This is a genomic window from Haemophilus haemolyticus, from assembly GCF_003490935.1.
GTDB lineage: Bacteria > Pseudomonadota > Gammaproteobacteria > Enterobacterales > Pasteurellaceae > Haemophilus > Haemophilus haemolyticus_M.
The window spans coordinates 13,986-30,286 of the sequence record NZ_QQGD01000006.1 but is presented as its reverse complement, the minus strand read 5'-3'; the positions used below and the strand labels follow the sequence as shown (position 1 = coordinate 30,286).

The following is a 16,301-nucleotide window of genomic DNA, read 5'->3' as shown; positions in this document are numbered from 1 at the left end:
GAATAAGAAAGAATCTTTTGAATGGCAAGGTTCGATTTTCAAAAAGGTGATCTAGTGCAAAATTTATTTTTTATGAATACAAAAAAGGCGTGAAATTCACACCTTAAAAATTATTCAACTAATGTTATTTTGGTTTTATTCGTGCCAGTTAATTCAATTAAAGCATTGAGATCATTAATTGTAATATATTTTCCTTGCACTGTAAGAACGCCTAATTTTTGAAAGCGTCCCAATAATCGACTGATAGTTTCAACGGTTAACCCTAGATAGTTACCGATATCACCACGCGTCATCGTTAAGCGGAATTCTTTAGCTGAAAAACCACGAGCAGAGTATCGTTTCGAAAGATTATGAATAAAAGCAGCCAAACGTTCTTCAGCATTCATTTTAGACAGTAACAAAATCATTTCTTGATCACTTTTAATTTCATTACTCATTAAGCGCAAAATTTGTTGGCGCAATTTTGGCATTTTACCAGCTAAGTCATCCAAAATATCATAAGGAATTTCGCATACCATTGCAGTCTCTAAAGCTTGAGCAAAACTAGGGTGTTGCATTTGAGTAATGGCATCAAAGCCAACTAAATCACCAGGTAAATGGAATGAAGTGATTTGTTCTTCGCCAGATTCGCTAATAGTGTAGCTTTTTATCGTACCAGAGCGAATTGCATAAATTGAATTAAGGGAATCGCCTGCTTTAAAAAGAACTTGTGATTTTTGGATAGGTTTCTTTCGTTCGATAATATTATCAAGCTGATCTAATTCATGTTCGTTCAGCGTAAAAGGAATGCAAAGTTGACTAATACTGCAATCCTGGCAATGAATAGCACAACCTCCCGATTGAACCCGGCGTCCTGCCTTGGTTTCTGCAACGAAATTTTTCATGTAAGCCTCAAATATTTCGAAAAATTAGTGTAAAATTGATCTAACTCAATAATTATACCACTAAATAGTCATTTTAAGAAGAGTAAAGCATTATGGCAGCAGAAAAATTAACAAAAAAACGACTGATTCAGATTTTAATCATGTTATGTATTTTAGTTATTGCATTTGTTTGGCGATATTTTTAAAAAACAGAAAATCCTTTGCTTATTTTTAAAACAAATGGATTATTTCTAAAAAATTTTACTTGTCACACATTTATATATACGTATAATTCAACACCACTAAGCCTGGGTGGCGAAATTGGTAGACGCAGCGGATTCAAAATCCGCCGTTGAATAAACGTGTCGGTTCGAGTCCGACCCTAGGCACCACAATTATTTTAACCCTGCATAATTTTATGCGGGGTTTTTCTTTATAAAATCTATATCTCAAATAAAAAATAAGCCTAGTATAATACTAGGCTCATAAATATTTTATGTTCTTAGACTAAGCTTCAGTAGCAAGATTACCCAAATCTTTATCAACTAAGAATAAACCTTTACCATCTTCGCCAAGAAGATTCAATTTATCCAAGATACCACTGAATAATTTTTCTTCTTCATGTTGTTCTGCCACATACCATTGTAGGAAATTAAATGCAGAGTAGTCTTTTTCTTCAAAAGTTTTGCCTACTAATTCATTGATTTTACTGGTAATCAATTTTTCGTGTTCATAGGTAATTTCAATCACTTCTTTTAATGATTTATATTCGTGTGATGGTGCTTCAATTGCAGAAATTAGAGCAACTGAGCCAGTCTCATTTAAATAAGTGAATAATTTACGCATGTGTTGCATTTCTTCAGCTGCATGAGCTGATAAAAATTTTGCAGCACCTTCAAAACCTTTTTGCTCACACCAAGCACTCATTTGTAGATATAAATTAGAAGAATAAAATTCCAAGTTCATTTGGTCGTTTAATAGTTTTACTACATTTGCTGATAACATTTTATTTCTCCTATCTATTATAAAGTTGCTAACTCACGATCAATAAAGAACAACGCTTTACCGTCTTCGCCAACAAGGTTAAATCTATCAATAATGCCACTAAATAATTTTTCTTCTTCGTGCTGTTCTGCTACGTACCATTGTAAGAAGTTAAAAGTAGAGTAGTCTTTATTTTCAAAAGTAACTTCAACTAATTCATTGATTTTGGACGTTACCAATTTTTCATGTTCCAAAGTTGTTTCAAATACTTCTCTTAATGAAGAATAATCGTGTTTAGGTGCATCGATTTTTCCTAGAAGCGGCATACCGCTAGTTTCACTTACATAATTGAACAATTTTTGCATATGTTCTAATTCTTCATCTGCATGACGAAGTAAAAATGCTGCTGCACCTTCATAGCCGTGAATTGAGCACCATGCACTCATTTGTAAATATACATTAGAAGAGTAGAACTCTAAATTTATTTGGTCATTCAGCTTGTTTGTAATGATTTGATTAAGCATAACTAATTCCTTTCCATTTGATTGATAAAGTGCAATAAAACGTAACTTGCAATTCTCATTTTAAGCTCACAAATGAGAATTGCAAGTTTTTTATTAAAATAAAACGCATATAACCAATTAATTTTAAAAAGAAAAATTAAAGACAATTATTCTCATTTGAGAAATCTAAGCACATAAAATAATTACAATGTCACAATTAAAACTAAAGATATTAAATCTACTAGTAAAATCTTCTATCAATTTATTCAGATTTCACCTAGCGCAATCCAAATCCAGAATTAAATATTATTGCTTTAACTTTTGAATAGAGGAGTATCCTTTTTGGCTACCTCACAAAAGTTACTTTTATACTTATTTAATTTAACATAATATATATTATGCGAAATTTGTTATCAGGTTAGCGGAAACTACGGACTAAATAAATCACACAGTTATACACAAGTCACAGGTACTAGCAAAACAAGGCAAAATAAGGCTAGATAACACGTTGTAACGCGTTATTTTATAGAGTTATTGAATGGATGAATGAAAATGTAAAGGTAATGTAAAGATGAAATAAGCTAAAGATGCTTGATTGCGCTACGTAAAATCTGGAGAATTTCTTGGATAATTCTTCCCAGAAAAAACAATAAAAAAGCACGTTTTTCTTAAAACGTGCTTTTTGACAAAATGTGACAACGTATTGACTAACCTAGTAATTTTATACCGTATTCATATACTTGTTGTAATAAAGATAGTTTTTCAGGATTATCTGAATGTTCCTCTGCTAAACGTTGTAAACTAGATTCAAAATCTACCGCACTTTTTTCAAGTTTATTCTGTCGGTATTTTTGCCATTTAATTTGTTCAGCGCGTGTAAGGGTTTTATAAAAATGACGAGCACGATAATGGAATAATAATTCAGGGATACGTTTATCCTCAAAAGCTAAACCATGTTTAGCTAATTTTTCTGCAGGTAAACTACGTAAAATAGACATATTATTTTTATCAGCATTGCTGAAAAAGCCATTGTATAGCTCAGTTTCTACATTATCATTCGATTCAAATTGACGTTCTTCATTAAAAATATCCACCACTTTTTCACGAATATCAAAAGATGCTCGTAATTTTGCAAGATTATCCAAGCATAATTGTCGATCAATCCCTAAGCGATTTGCGGTTTCTGGCAATAAGGTTTTAGCTGGCGCTAAAATAGGACATTTATTGATATGCACAAGCTTTAATGGAACAGATGAAATTCCCCTTTCTTCTAATTCCGATTTTTTGGTATATAAATCTGTCCGCAATTCATCCGCACTTTTGGCTAATAAATTATCGATATCGCCAGTTAAATCACAAACAATGAGTGCATTTTGATTTGTTGGATGCCAAGCTAAAGGTGCAACCCAAGTGCAATTTCCACGATAATTCCCTAACATCCCAGAAACATGCACTAAAGGCGACATTGCGCCTGTATCAACCAATTTTTCGATTTCTTTTTTACCTCGGTTTTCAAAGAAATATTGGAATAATTTAGGCTGTTTTTCTTTAATTAATTTTGCCATAGCAATAGTTGCATATACATCCGCCATGGCATCATGAGCATTTTCATGCTCAATACCATTTGCTTTAGTAAGTTTTTCTAAGCGGAAACTTGGCATTCCATCATCGTCATAAGCCCAATTAATCCCTTCTGGACGCAAGGCATAACAAGCTCGTACTAAATCTAACAAATCCCAGCGTGAATTCCCGTTTTTCCAGCTGTATTCATAAGGATCAATAAAATTACGATAAAACGTATAACGCGTCATTTCATCATCGTAGCGAATATTGTTATAGCCCATGACACAAGTATTGGGTTGGGAAAATTCGGCTAAAATATTTGAGGCAAATTCAGGCTCAGAAAGCCCCTTTTCATTACATTCTTGTGGTGTAATTCTCGTCACCATTACGGCTTCAGGAGCCGGTAAATAATCATTGGTTTGTTTACAATAAAACATTATTGGTTTACCAATGATATTAAAATCAGCATCTGTGCGAATACCTGCAAATTGCGCAGGGCGATCTGTTGCTGGATTTACACCAAAACTTTCATAATCGTAAATAAAAAAGCTGAAATCTTTTGCCATGACTACTCTCTTTTACGCGATAATTTTATCTAAATAATATAGGCAGAAAATAGCCGATAAACTAAAAATAATACCTAGCCAATTTAGCTTACTGATTTTTTCTTTAAAAGCTAATGCGCCAGTTATCGTACCTAAGCAAATTACGCCAATGTTCATTCCCGCGAAAACAAGTGTTGGATTTCCAGCAAAACTTTGATGTGCTTTTATATAGAATAAAATATTAAAGAAATTCAATACACCTAAAAAGATGCCACCAATTACACTTGATGATGTCCATTGGGCACGTTTTAAGAATAAATAGATAAACATAACGCAAGCTGCAAGCGAGAAGGAAATAAACAATGTTGCAGGAAATGCGCCGCCGCTTTTCGCTACTTGTTTGAATAAAATATCAATAATGCCATACCCAAACCACACGCCGATTAATCCTAAAACACCTTTAAAATTGACCGCACTTTGCCCTTGATTTGGCTTAGTTAATAAACAAAACAAACCAATAAAGGCTAATACAACGCCAATGATTTTAGATTGGCTTAGTGTTTCATGAAAAATTAAAAACGCCGATAAAATGGGAAGAAATAACGAAAGACGTTGTGCTGCGTCAGAACGTACAATTCCAGCAAACTCCACTGCTTTTGACATAATAATAAACACGCTAGGTAGCAATAAGCCCAGAGCTAAAAAAATGGGTGAATTTTCGCTTTGTACAATGTAATCAGTAAAATCTAAGCCTTTAAAATCAGGTTTGAGTAAAAAATAACTAAAAGTAATGGCTGTGATGTAGTTGAATGCAATCGCTTGTTCAATAATGATATTTTTTTTACGGGCTATTTTAAGCAAAACTGAAACCGCTACGCTGCAAAGAATGGCAAGAATAAGATTGTGCATTTAAATTCCTTATATAATTAAAGTGCGGTCAAAAATCTTAAAATTTTAACCGCACTTCCCTTCTATTTTTTAATCTGTCGCACCGAATCCGCGTAAACCAACAACATGTACGTGCTCTTGGTTGCCTGCGATTTTACGCACGAGTTTATAGGTTGTACCTTTTTCCGGGCTAATGTTTTCTGGTGCAGCGATAAGTAACTGCATATCTAAACGTTCGCAAAGTTCGAATAAGGTAGAAATAGATTTACCATCTAAACGCGCTGCTTCATCTAAGAACAACAAGCGACAAGGCACAATATCTTTACCACGAATTCGACGGCTTTCTTCTTCCCAACTTTGAACAACCATTAAGAGAATTGACATACCTGTACCTATAGCTTCACCAGTAGAAAGTGCGCCACTTTCTGCACGTAACCACCCATCAGCACCACGGAATACTTCTACTTCAAGCTCAAGATAATTACGGTAATCTAACAATTCTTCACCAATTGTTTGCGCTGTGCGTTGCCCCATATCAATATGTGGATTGATGCGTTGATAGAGCTTCGCCATAGCTTCAGAGAAGGTGATGCGATTATCATTAAATAAATCTTGATATTCATCTTGCTGACCAGAAAGCGCATCCAACAACATGGCATGGGTATCACGAATATTCACTACTAAACGAACAGATTTTACCTGACCAAACGCAATGTTTTGTAAGCCTTGGTTGAGCATACGAATACGGTTTTGTTCACGCTGAATCGTTTTACGCATAATATTTGCAACACTTTCAGAACTGATAGCCAATTTTTTCTCACGGCCAGTTAATTCAGCCGTTAAACGAGAAAGCTCAATTTCCATTTGTTCAATGGCATCAATTGGATCATCCGTCTTAATGATGTCTTGGCGAATACGTTCACGTAGATGCTGATACACCGCAATAAAGAACCGCACTTTATTTTCAGGTTTGCGACTATCTTCAGATACTCTTAGGCTATCACGCAGATATTCATTATCCACCACCGCTGTACGCAACGCACCTAATGCTTTATCCGACATTGAACGTAACTCATCTGCAGATAAATAAGCGAGCTCTCGACGATTGAGGCGTTTTTCCATATCAGAATTACGTGATAGACGTAAAACTACACACCAACTCACTTTCGCTGCCACAACTAATTCACGTTGAGTTTTATAATCACGTTCGGTTTTGCGGATTAGACGATTTAAGTTGTCCGCTTCACTTTCAATTAATGTCAGTTGTTTTTCTACATAAGAACGACGCTGACGACTCGTTGAAAGTTGTTGATGTAATTCATCACGACGGATACGTGCACGTTCTTCGGCGCCATCATCAGCTCTCACGCCAAGATCGCTAATTTCACCAATCAATTCATTTAAGAGTTGATATTTACTATCGTAAGAACTTTGTAACTGAATCAATACGCGATTATATTCAGCAAATTGACTTTGTTTTTGACGAACTTGCTCACGTTGCGCATCTCGCTGTGCCTGCATTTGTTCTAAACGTTGGCGAAGTTTTTCGTTGAGTTCAGAAGTTTCAGCCTGCCCTGCATCTTCATAACCAAAATGCTGTTTACGTTGTACAACATCAGCTAATGCAAATACACGTTGTTGAACTTGTTTTTGACGCTCAATCGCTTGAGTTAATTCATTTTTTAAGCCTTCGTAATTTTCTGGATCACTTTGTAAACTATTTGCAATCGGCTCTAATTGTGACAACGTTACGCCATACTGACGAATAAAATATTCATCTTGCTCTGCAATATCTAATTGCTCACGACATTCTTCAATACGATCAATTAAATCTTCATCAGCTAATACATTGAGTTGTGGAATTAACTTGTTGAGTAATTGCAGTTTTTCTTTTGCATTATCTAATTGAATGCGTAATTGTTGTTCGCCGCTATTAAATTGGTTTAATTCACGATCAATTTCATTGCGTTTGCGATTAATCTCAGACATTAACTCTTCTGGATTTGGCTGGAACGCAAGCGCCAAATGCAACCCAACAAATTGGCTGAAATGTTCGTGTAAACGTTGGCATTTTTGTACATCAAACGCAATTTGGGCATGTTGTTCTGCCACTTCATCACGTTCAATTTGTAATTCTTCTAAACGTTTTTCACGTGCTGCACGCCCAAATAACGGAATTTCAGGGAATCTTGAATAGCGTAATTCACGATCTGAAACTTGCACGACAACACCTAGCTCAAGTTCTTGTGCGGATAATACGCTGTCGTCAAATGCGGTAGGATCGCCCTCAATTAAATACAAATCGTCTGGGCAATCTTCTAATTGCGCAAGTTGTTCACGCACAGCATTGAGATCACGCACAACAATAGCATGACGCGCAGGCCCGTAAAGTGCGGAGAAATAAGGTGCATCTTCAATGGTTACATCATCGTAAAGCTCTGAAAGCAGCACTCCACCAAAACGTTCTGCCAACATATTTAAACGTGGATCTTCTGAACCATCTGGCTGACTTAAACGAGAAATTTGTTCATCTAAATGCAAACGTTTTTGTTCAAGTTGATCACGTTGCATCGTGAGTTCACGTTCTTTCACAAGTTGTGATTGCATAAAATTCATCACATCTTGGCTATGTTCAAACGTCTCGCCGCTTTGTTGCTCTAAACGTTCTAATGCAGCTTGAGCCGTCAGCCATGCTGGGGCTTTACGCGCATTTTCATCATAAAGTGCGGTTAAATTTTCACGTTTTTGACGAAGTGTAGAACGGTTTTCCACTTGTTCTGAAAGTTCAGCAGAAATATCTTCAATTAACGCTTCTTGCTCGGCGTGATAATCCTCTAATTCTTCTGCCGTTTGTAAACTTAAATTAGCACGTTGATTAAAATCATTAAGTAATTTGACCGCACTTTGTTGTTGTGCATAACGTTGCTCAAGTTCATGTAATTTTGTGCGAAGTTGTGGCGTTTGTTGTGCTTGCAATTTTTGGCTTGGATATTCACGTAATAATTCTTTGGCACTTTCCCAGGCCGCAGAACGAGGCATTTCACCCGCAATTTTGCATACTAATTGGTACGCCTTATCGAACTGAGATTTTGCTGCTTCAGAAATGGACATTTTGTGCTCAAGCTCAAGTACGGTTTCCGTTAAACTTTCTGCATGCGCTTCAAACTCTGCGTGATAATCTTCTACATTCTTAACACTTAAATCCGCTAAACCACATAATGTTTTCGCTTTTTCAAGAGCTGCAATGGCTTGTTGATATTGAAGTGCGCGAGTTTGTTGGGCATCTAATGCTTGTTGATAATCTGCTAATTGGGCTCGTACAGCGTCAATTTCAATTTCAGTTTGCTCAAATTGGGCTTGGCTTTCTTCTAATGCATCATTCGCATCTTCAACCACCATTTTTTGTTCTTCTAAACGCTCGGTGAGCTCTGCAATATCTTCTTGATAACGCGTGATTTTTTCTTGGTGACGCAAAGCATTTAGCACTAAGTTAAGATGATCAACCGCACTTTGGTGATCAACTTCTAAAGTACGTTCACTTTCTGCTAATTCAGCCGCTTCTCGACTTAAATCAACTAAACGATGTTGGGATAAATTCTGCTCCGCTTTTGCTTTATACCACTCGTGACGAGATTCTAATGCAGCCTCAATATTGCCACGGCGTTCATTTGCATTACGCATATAATCCGAAGCAACATAATTAGTGGTTTCAGTAATTAAATGTTTGAATAAATCGCGATCTGATTGCGTGACCTTAATCGCCTCTAAAGTCATACGGTTCTCACGCAATGCACTTTCCATATCTTGGAAAGCTTTGCGCACACCTAAATTTTCTGGCAATAAATAGTCACGTAAAGAACGTGTGATTGCGCTGGAAATACCACCGTATAAAGATGCTTCGATAAGTTTATAGAATTTGCTTCGGTCTGATGCTGAACGTAAACGTTTCGGAATAATACCTAAATCGAACATCATGCCGTGATAATCGGTGATGGAATGATATTGTTTAAATTGTGCACCGATATTTTCAATTTTATCTTTAAGTTCATTTAAATTGAGTACGCGCGCTTGACGTTCGCCCACGGTTTCTGTGAAAAGTGCGGTCGGATTTTGAGATAATTCAACACCTTGAATTGAGAAAGTTTTTAAATCAACTTTTTTATCACGACCCGAAATTTGTTGCAGACGCACACCAACAAGAATACGTTGATGGCGAGAATTAATGGTATCTAATACCGCGTAACAAACACCCGGACGCAATTTACCATGCAAACCTTTATCACGAGAACCGCCTGTAGAGCCAGCCTCTGTTGTATTACGGAAATGTAAAAGGGTCAAATCAGGAATTAATGCTGTCACAAATCCAGCCATTGTGGTTGATTTACCCGCACCGTTACCACCAGAAAGTGTGGTAACTAATTCATCTAAATCAAAAGTACGCGCAAAAAAACCATTCCAGTTAATTAAGGTTAAAGAACGGAATTTACCACGCTCTACACCATTATTTGTCGTCATGCTAAAAGGCATTGGCGTTTCAACGATTTCTTCGACGTTTTCATTTTCCATAATGACTTCATCGCTTTCTAGTTCGATTTCATTTTCTAATTCAAAAATATCAGACATTATTCTTGTTCTCCGTCAAATTCTTCGTCAATTTCATCCGCACTTTCTGCATCGTTTTCCATTAATTGTGCTTGTTTTTCCAACGCTAAGGATTCTGGTGTTGCCGCTTCCCCATCACGAATGAGTCGAGCTTGAGCCTCTAATGGATCATCTCCGCTACGCACTTCTGCACCAAAACGAAATACAGATTCAGAAATCGTAAATTTCCCACTATTTTGTTCGCCAACAGTTTGAATCATACCTAAACGACGTAAACGACCAATTGCAGCCCGCACTTTTTCTGCCAATTTTTGTTTATCCAAGTCAGAACCACTTGAACGCTGATTAACTGCTTTTAATAATTTTCCTTCATCGGCAAGATTTAATAATTCATCATACACTTCTTGCGTGCTAAAAATGCCCTGTTGAGCTAAACGTTCTGGGCTTAAATAAAGATAACAAAGCACTTTACCAACAAGCATTTCCAACTCAGAAAGCACAGAACGCGCAATTAATGTCGTTGCTTTCGGGCGAAGATAGAAAAATCCTTCTGGAGCACGAATTAGTTCCACGTTATAGCGGCGATAAAATCCGTCTAATTCATTTTGGAAATCCATTAAAAATGCGTGATTATCTAAGTGCTCTGTGCTGATATGGCGACCTGAGCGCAATAGACTATCTACCGCTGGAAATATTGGATTTGCAATCGCCACAGCGAGTTTTGGGGAAATTACATCTTGAAGGTTGTCTGTCATAGGTTATTTCTCTATTAAAACTTTATTCAGTTACTTTCTTCGTTAATCATTATTGCCAAATCTCCCCTGGCCCCTCTTTGCTAAAGAGGGGAATATTCTTTAACAAATTAATTCTTGCTGATTCCTTCAGCATTTTCTAATAATGAAATAATCGATATTGAGATTATTTCATTATTATTCCCCTATTTAGCAAAGAGGGACTAGGGAGATCTAACAGAAGTAATTCCGTCGAAATTAGCTTTTAAATTATCTTAAAATCAATACTTATCAATCACATGCGCTTGCACTTCTGCGCCACATTTATTAATTGCTTGCCAATCTGGATAAATACCCGATAAATCATCATTTGCCATACCAAGGCGCACAGCTTGATCAACAATGATTCGAGCCACATCAAAATGACGAGAAAGTGGATAATTTTCCAGTTGTTCTTTTAACACTAAACTCAAATCAATCGGACGGTTATTTTCACGATAAGCAATCAGTAAGCCTTGCATATGCTCTACAATTTGATCATGTAAATCAGAAAGGGATTCGTATTGCAATTCTTCCGGCAATTCACCTAAAGCATCATCTTCACGCAACACCATTTCTTCATCGCGTAGATCAACTAAACGCTCAGCTTGCGCTGTCCATAAGAACCAAGGATGATCAAAATAATGATGAATAGAATTACGTAAACGTTGTGAGAACACGCGATTTTTATCCATATCAATGGCTGTACGAATAAATTTATGCACATGGCGGTCATAACCAATCCATAAGTCTATGGCTTGTTGTCCCCAGCTAATAATTCGGTCAAGTTTTGATTGTAAATCGGTAATTAATTGATCAATAAAATACAAATCATCACGCCCAATTACACAATCTTGAATACGCAATAACTGCGCCTGAAGTTTATCCCCTGCTGCATTTAGCGTATCTTGTAATTCGCGTAAATTCCCAGATGTTTCATCTAATAAACGTTCACAGCTTGAAATTGCCGCTTGCCAATCTTTAGTAAGAAGCTCTGCAATTTCATCTTTAATACTTTGCTGGTTTTCATCCATGATACGTTGTGAAAGATCGATGCTATCAAAAATCTCAGCAACGGAATATTTTAATGGCGCAAACACATTACGACGCCAATAATGTTCATTTTCATTATTCTCCACGCCTTCTTCTGCAGAATCAGAAGCGCGTTGAATTTCATCTGCCACAATGGAAAGTTGCACTGAAAGACGCAATGCGGAAAATTCACGCTGACGAATGTAATAATCAGACACGCCAACGCCTAATGGCGTTAAACGATAAATCGCCAAGCCCTCAGTAAATTCGCTACTAAAACGATTTAATAAACGTTGTTTCACTAATTCATTAATTGCATTATTCGCTCGTGTTGCAATGGCATCCGTAGATTGCTCAAAAGCATTCATCGTGTGGCGGAAAATATCCACAAGATCGGCTTCTAACATTTCGCCGTCTAAACGTTCGTTGTTATAAATTGCAATCGCTAGCAGGAAAACCAGGCGCTCGGTAGGTAAATTCAAAGAAAACTCGCGATCTTTTGCCCAAGAGACGAGTTCAGGAATAGTTTGGGATGTTTCAATCATTGAATTGCAAAGCGTTAAAATTGAACAAAAAATTGGAAAGATTATACAGGATTTTTTGTGGATCTTAAAAATCTTCTTTTGAATTTACCGCACTTTCCTATTTTTCACGCAGGAGAAACACAAATATTACCTATTTATTGCCCGCTCATTAAATCTATCAATAACTCATTTCTAAATTCATTGGAATAAGAAGCGATTGTTAATCTACTTTTCATACTTTCTTTTTTCGAATGCATATAGATAAAAAATAAAGATAATTATAGATTTCTAAAAATCTAATACTTTAGATAATTCATTTCAGGAGATTTCTGCTGTGAAAAGTGGTAGTTGGTAAAATAAAAAAAAAGAATTTAATTTTTCAGAAAATTTTCAAAAAACACCAAAAATAAAAACATTTGAGCGTTTTTGCACAATTTTAGTTAATAAGATTTCCTATACTGATACCTCATGTACATCATCAGAAAAGGAAAAATCATGAAAAAAATGATCTCAACAGTATTTTGTTCGCTTATTGCTGGTACATCTTGCGCAAACTCATCAGTTTTTAGCATTAATGTGCCAGATTTACCTGAACACGGATTTCACGCTAAAAACTTGTTAAGTGCCGATTATGGTTTTGGTTGCAATGGAGGAAATCTGTCACCAGCAATTTCTTGGGCGAATGCTCCGAAAGGGACGAAAAGTTTTGTGGTGACGCTCTATGATAAAGATGCGCCAACAGGCATTGGTTGGATGCATTGGGTAGTTGCAAATATTCCTGCAAATACGACCTCTCTTCCTGAAGGCATTAAAGCTGATGGTACTAATTTACCACAAGGTGCGCTGCAAACCCGTACTGATTTTGGCGTGCCAGGCTTTGGCGGAGCTTGTCCACCCGAAGGACAAAAACATCGTTACGAAATTAAAGTCACAGCAGTAAGTATAGAAACCTTGCCAAATGTGACGGCAGATACAATGCCTGCTGTAGTCGGTTATTTTACTAAAGCTAATGCCCTTGCCGAAGCTTCTATTATTGTGGAACATAGTCGTTAAACAGCACTCGATTGCCGAACCTCTAACGGAGAACAACCAAAATGTTGTTTAAATTTCACGGAAAAACGTGAATGACTTTCATAGCCAACTTCATAGGCGATTTGTGAAATTGGGCGTTGAGTGAGTTGTAACAAATTCAACGCTCGCATCATTCGAACTGTAGTTAATACTTCCCGAAAGGATGTTTTTTCTGCAGCGAGGTGACGGCGCAATGTAGCTTCACTGGTATTTAACAATTTTGCAATGTCTCCAATTTTCCAGTGATACTCAAAATTTTCTGAAATTTTCTTACTAATTTGACACTTTAAGGAAGGTATAGAAAATGGATTAAATACACCACCCTGTTCCGACAACCAAGCTAGCAATTCCCACAAGCGAATTTCCACAATACGATCAGGAATTTCATCACTGGAAAGTGCTTTTGAAACAATCGAAAAAGCTTGCTGTATAAAAGGATGTGCAGGCAAGTGAAACAGGCTTTCAAAGGGTTTTGGCTCCGAAAGCAGTCCAAAAAATCTCTCAACCACTGCATTATCAATAGATAACCAATCCGCTTGATATATACCTAGTTCATCAGGTTCATTAATCACATCAAAGCGTTGATTTCCTGCCAACATTACCATTTCGCCAGCTTGGATAATTTTCTCTCCATTTATCCAACGCAAAATTTTCCTACCACGCCTAACCCAAATAACGGTAGGTTGCGTAAAATAGGATTTATCTAGTTTCAATTTATGTCGTTGTATAATGGTACTTTTCTCAGCAAAATTAGGACGAATGGGCATAAAAATTCCTTGTAAAAGTGCGGTTATTTTAAGTAATTTTTTATGAATGTTCTATATTAGGCTAAACACTCTCCCAATTTTTAAATGAAGGATCATTTAGAATTAATCTGCTACCTATAGCTATTTTCAACGTACAAATGCTCACTAGACAGATAAAATCATCATTCAATTATGTAATCAAATAGAAGTAGAAAATTACAGAGAATCTAACTAGTTTATAGTTTAGGATTGTACTAGATAACTAGTACTTAACCATTAACTTATTGTTTTAAAATGGAGATTCTAGATTTTATGTCACTATGATTAAAATGCCATTATTGTCAGCTCAGATCTAATCTTCTACAGTTTAAGAAGATATTACTCCTAAATTTTAGGAAAATGCGATCTTGCTCTAATTTTTCACGTATAATGTGCGCCTTTCATGAATAACTAAAGATAACAGAATGAGCGAATTAACCCAGTTAGCCCAACAAGAAAAAAAACAAACCTATAATTTCAATAAATTACAAAAACGTCTTCGCCGCAACGTAGGTAATGCTATTGCAGATTTTGGAATGATCGAAAATGGCGATAAAGTCATGGTGTGTTTATCCGGAGGCAAAGACAGTTATACGCTTCTCGATATTTTGTTGAATTTACAGCAAAGTGCGCCTATTAAATTTGATATTGTTGCGGTGAATCTTGATCAAAAACAACCGGGGTTCCCAGAGCATGTATTGCCTGAATATTTAGAAAGCATTGGCGTAGATTACAAAATTGTACAAGAAAATACTTACGGAATTGTGAAAGAAAAAATTCCAGAAGGAAAAACCACCTGTTCACTCTGCTCTCGCCTACGCCGTGGAATTTTATACCGTACTGCCACAGAACTTGGTGCAACCAAAATCGCTTTAGGACACCACCGAGACGATATGTTAGCGACACTATTTTTAAATATGTTTTATGGAGGCAAAATGAAATCCATGCCACCTAAATTGATTTCTGATGATGGCAAACAAATTGTGATTCGTCCGCTTGCTTACTGCAAAGAAAAAGACATTGAAAAATATGCCATCGCGAAAGAATTTCCGATTATTCCTTGTAACCTATGCGGCTCACAACCAAATCTTCAACGCCAAGTTGTAAAAGAAATGCTTAATACTTGGGATCGCCAATATCCAGGACGCTTAGAAACCATGTTCAGCGCAATGCAAAACATTACATTGTCACATATGTGTGATCCAAAATTATTTGATTTCAAAGGAATCAAACATGGGCAACTAATTGATGGCATTGAAGGCGATACAGCATTTGATGAAGAACGAATCACGCCAATGCAATTTGAAGATGAAGATCAAACCGATTTTTCAAACAACGAAATGATTAACTTTAAAGAAGTAAATTAATATGTTGAATATCAATGGAATGGAAGTTGAAACTGACAAAGATGGTTATTTGCTTAATAGCCAACAATGGAACGAACATGTCGCTCGAGCTATTGCGCAGGTAGAAAGTATTGAATTAACGGATGCCCATTGGGAAGTGATTTACTTTGTGCGAGATTTTTATCAAGAATATAACACCTCCCCTGCTATCCGTATGTTGGTAAAAGCCATGGCTGAAAAGCTTGGCGAGGATAAAGGTAATAGTCGTTATTTGCAACGCTTATTTCCTGAAGGCCCCGCAAAACAAGCTACAAAACTAGCAGGCTTGCCAAAACCTGCCAAATGCCTATAAAAGTGCGGTCAATTTTTTGAGAATTTTAAACTCTAGGTTTATTTACGACTGTCTTTTTGTAAGATAATATATAGGCTCTTTTAAACCCTGACTAACAAGGAAATGTTATGAAAATTAGTGCAAGAAACCAATTAAAAGGTAAAGTTGTTTCAATCGAAAACGGTTCAGTAAATGCGATCGTTCACATTGATATCGGTGGCGGTAACGTGCTTTCTTCTACTGTGTCTTTAGCAGCAGTTAAAGAATTAAACTTAGAAGTTGGTAAAGAAGCGTACGCAATCATCAAAGCAACTTCTGTAATGGTTGGTGTAGAATAATTTCTTCCATAAAAACAGAATCAAATATAACCGCACTTTTAAAGTGCGGTTTTTTTATGCCTTATTTTTCCAATCAACACATTTTTAGATAAAAAATAACGGCAATCGTTTAAACGATCACCGTTAAATTGAACTCACTGTTTAAATAGTAAATTA

General features: G+C 36.3%; 13 protein-coding genes and 1 tRNA gene. 5 read left to right on the top strand and 9 right to left on the bottom strand.

Features of this window, described 5'->3' with window-relative positions; translation table 11 throughout:
* Positions 1–110: 110 nt before the first annotated feature.
* Complete coding sequence (fnr, locus tag DV417_RS07560) at positions 111–884, bottom strand: fumarate/nitrate reduction transcriptional regulator Fnr (RefSeq protein ID WP_005634634.1); 774 nt, start codon at positions 882–884, stop codon at positions 111–113.
* 285 nt (positions 885–1,169) lie between these two features.
* Between fnr and DV417_RS07555 the strand changes: the two genes are divergently transcribed.
* Positions 1,170–1,255: transfer RNA gene (locus tag DV417_RS07555), tRNA-Leu, on the top strand.
* Between the two features lie 115 nt (positions 1,256–1,370).
* On the opposite strand, the gene ftnA (DV417_RS07550) is transcribed toward DV417_RS07555, so the two are convergent.
* The 7 genes from ftnA (DV417_RS07550) to mukF all read right to left on the bottom strand — a co-directional run bounded on the left by ftnA (DV417_RS07550) (position 1,371) and on the right by mukF (position 12,295).
* Positions 1,371–1,868: a non-heme ferritin gene (gene ftnA / locus DV417_RS07550; RefSeq protein WP_005637808.1), complete on the bottom strand. Its 498-nt coding sequence runs from the start codon at positions 1,866–1,868 to the stop codon at positions 1,371–1,373.
* Between the two features lie 17 nt (positions 1,869–1,885).
* A complete protein-coding gene (gene ftnA / locus DV417_RS07545) occupies positions 1,886–2,371 on the bottom strand; it encodes a non-heme ferritin (RefSeq protein ID WP_005634630.1) in 486 nt (161 codons plus the stop codon).
* A gap of 686 nt (positions 2,372–3,057) precedes the next feature.
* Positions 3,058–4,479, bottom strand: coding sequence for an exodeoxyribonuclease I (sbcB, locus tag DV417_RS07540; RefSeq protein WP_118879268.1), 1,422 nt, complete (start codon positions 4,477–4,479; stop codon positions 3,058–3,060).
* A 12-nt stretch (positions 4,480–4,491) separates the two neighbouring features.
* Positions 4,492–5,367, bottom strand: coding sequence for an EamA/RhaT family transporter (locus DV417_RS07535; RefSeq protein ID WP_118879267.1), 876 nt, complete (start codon positions 5,365–5,367; stop codon positions 4,492–4,494).
* Positions 5,368–5,436: 69 nt separating this feature from the next.
* Positions 5,437–9,969 carry a chromosome partition protein MukB gene (mukB, locus tag DV417_RS07530; protein WP_118879266.1) on the bottom strand — a complete coding sequence of 1,511 codons (4,533 nt, stop codon included), beginning with the start codon at positions 9,967–9,969 and terminating at the stop codon, positions 5,437–5,439.
* Positions 9,969–10,703 carry a chromosome partition protein MukE gene (gene mukE / locus DV417_RS07525; protein WP_005659499.1) on the bottom strand — a complete coding sequence of 245 codons (735 nt, stop codon included), beginning with the start codon at positions 10,701–10,703 and terminating at the stop codon, positions 9,969–9,971. Before mukE ends, mukB begins: the two co-directional genes overlap by 1 nt.
* Before the next feature lie 257 nt (positions 10,704–10,960).
* Positions 10,961–12,295: a chromosome partition protein MukF gene (gene mukF / locus DV417_RS07520; protein WP_118879265.1), complete on the bottom strand. Its 1,335-nt coding sequence runs from the start codon at positions 12,293–12,295 to the stop codon at positions 10,961–10,963.
* 474 nt (positions 12,296–12,769) lie between these two features.
* On the opposite strand from mukF, the gene DV417_RS07515 reads away from it, so the two are divergent.
* Complete coding sequence (locus tag DV417_RS07515) at positions 12,770–13,327, top strand: YbhB/YbcL family Raf kinase inhibitor-like protein (protein ID WP_118879264.1); 558 nt, start codon at positions 12,770–12,772, stop codon at positions 13,325–13,327.
* On the opposite strand, the gene DV417_RS07510 is transcribed toward DV417_RS07515, so the two are convergent.
* A complete protein-coding gene (locus tag DV417_RS07510; RefSeq protein WP_239990490.1) occupies positions 13,324–14,112 on the bottom strand; it encodes a helix-turn-helix transcriptional regulator in 789 nt (262 codons plus the stop codon). The two genes, DV417_RS07515 and DV417_RS07510, sit on opposite strands and share 4 nt — an antisense overlap.
* A gap of 443 nt (positions 14,113–14,555) precedes the next feature.
* On the opposite strand from DV417_RS07510, the gene ttcA reads away from it, so the two are divergent.
* The 3 genes from ttcA to DV417_RS07495 all read left to right on the top strand — a co-directional run bounded on the left by ttcA (position 14,556) and on the right by DV417_RS07495 (position 16,145).
* Complete coding sequence (gene ttcA, locus DV417_RS07505; protein WP_118879262.1) at positions 14,556–15,497, top strand: tRNA 2-thiocytidine(32) synthetase TtcA; 942 nt, start codon at positions 14,556–14,558, stop codon at positions 15,495–15,497.
* Between the two features lies 1 nt (position 15,498).
* On the top strand, positions 15,499–15,828 hold the full coding sequence (locus DV417_RS07500; RefSeq protein WP_118879261.1) for a TusE/DsrC/DsvC family sulfur relay protein: 330 nt from the start codon (positions 15,499–15,501) through the stop codon (positions 15,826–15,828).
* A 107-nt stretch (positions 15,829–15,935) separates the two neighbouring features.
* Complete coding sequence (locus DV417_RS07495) at positions 15,936–16,145, top strand: TOBE domain-containing protein (RefSeq protein WP_005631673.1); 210 nt, start codon at positions 15,936–15,938, stop codon at positions 16,143–16,145.
* The last annotated feature ends 156 nt before the right edge of the window (positions 16,146–16,301 follow it).

Excerpts from the sequence above, each read along its gene's own strand:
- fnr (WP_005634634.1), bottom strand. The coding sequence starts at position 884 with ATGAAAAATTTCGTTGCAGAAACCAAGGCAGGACGCCGGGTTCAATCG.
- ftnA (WP_005637808.1), bottom strand. The coding sequence starts at position 1,868 with ATGTTATCAGCAAATGTAGTAAAACTATTAAACGACCAAATGAACTTG.
- ftnA (WP_005634630.1), bottom strand. The coding sequence starts at position 2,371 with ATGCTTAATCAAATCATTACAAACAAGCTGAATGACCAAATAAATTTA.
- sbcB (WP_118879268.1), bottom strand. The coding sequence starts at position 4,479 with ATGGCAAAAGATTTCAGCTTTTTTATTTACGATTATGAAAGTTTTGGT.
- DV417_RS07535 (WP_118879267.1), bottom strand. The coding sequence starts at position 5,367 with ATGCACAATCTTATTCTTGCCATTCTTTGCAGCGTAGCGGTTTCAGTT.
- mukB (WP_118879266.1), bottom strand. The coding sequence starts at position 9,969 with ATGTCTGATATTTTTGAATTAGAAAATGAAATCGAACTAGAAAGCGAT.
- mukE (WP_005659499.1), bottom strand. The coding sequence starts at position 10,703 with ATGACAGACAACCTTCAAGATGTAATTTCCCCAAAACTCGCTGTGGCG.
- mukF (WP_118879265.1), bottom strand. The coding sequence starts at position 12,295 with ATGATTGAAACATCCCAAACTATTCCTGAACTCGTCTCTTGGGCAAAA.
- DV417_RS07515 (WP_118879264.1), top strand. The coding sequence starts at position 12,770 with ATGAAAAAAATGATCTCAACAGTATTTTGTTCGCTTATTGCTGGTACA.
- DV417_RS07510 (WP_239990490.1), bottom strand. The coding sequence starts at position 14,112 with ATGCCCATTCGTCCTAATTTTGCTGAGAAAAGTACCATTATACAACGA.
- ttcA (WP_118879262.1), top strand. The coding sequence starts at position 14,556 with ATGAGCGAATTAACCCAGTTAGCCCAACAAGAAAAAAAACAAACCTAT.
- DV417_RS07500 (WP_118879261.1), top strand. The coding sequence starts at position 15,499 with ATGTTGAATATCAATGGAATGGAAGTTGAAACTGACAAAGATGGTTAT.
- DV417_RS07495 (WP_005631673.1), top strand. The coding sequence starts at position 15,936 with ATGAAAATTAGTGCAAGAAACCAATTAAAAGGTAAAGTTGTTTCAATC.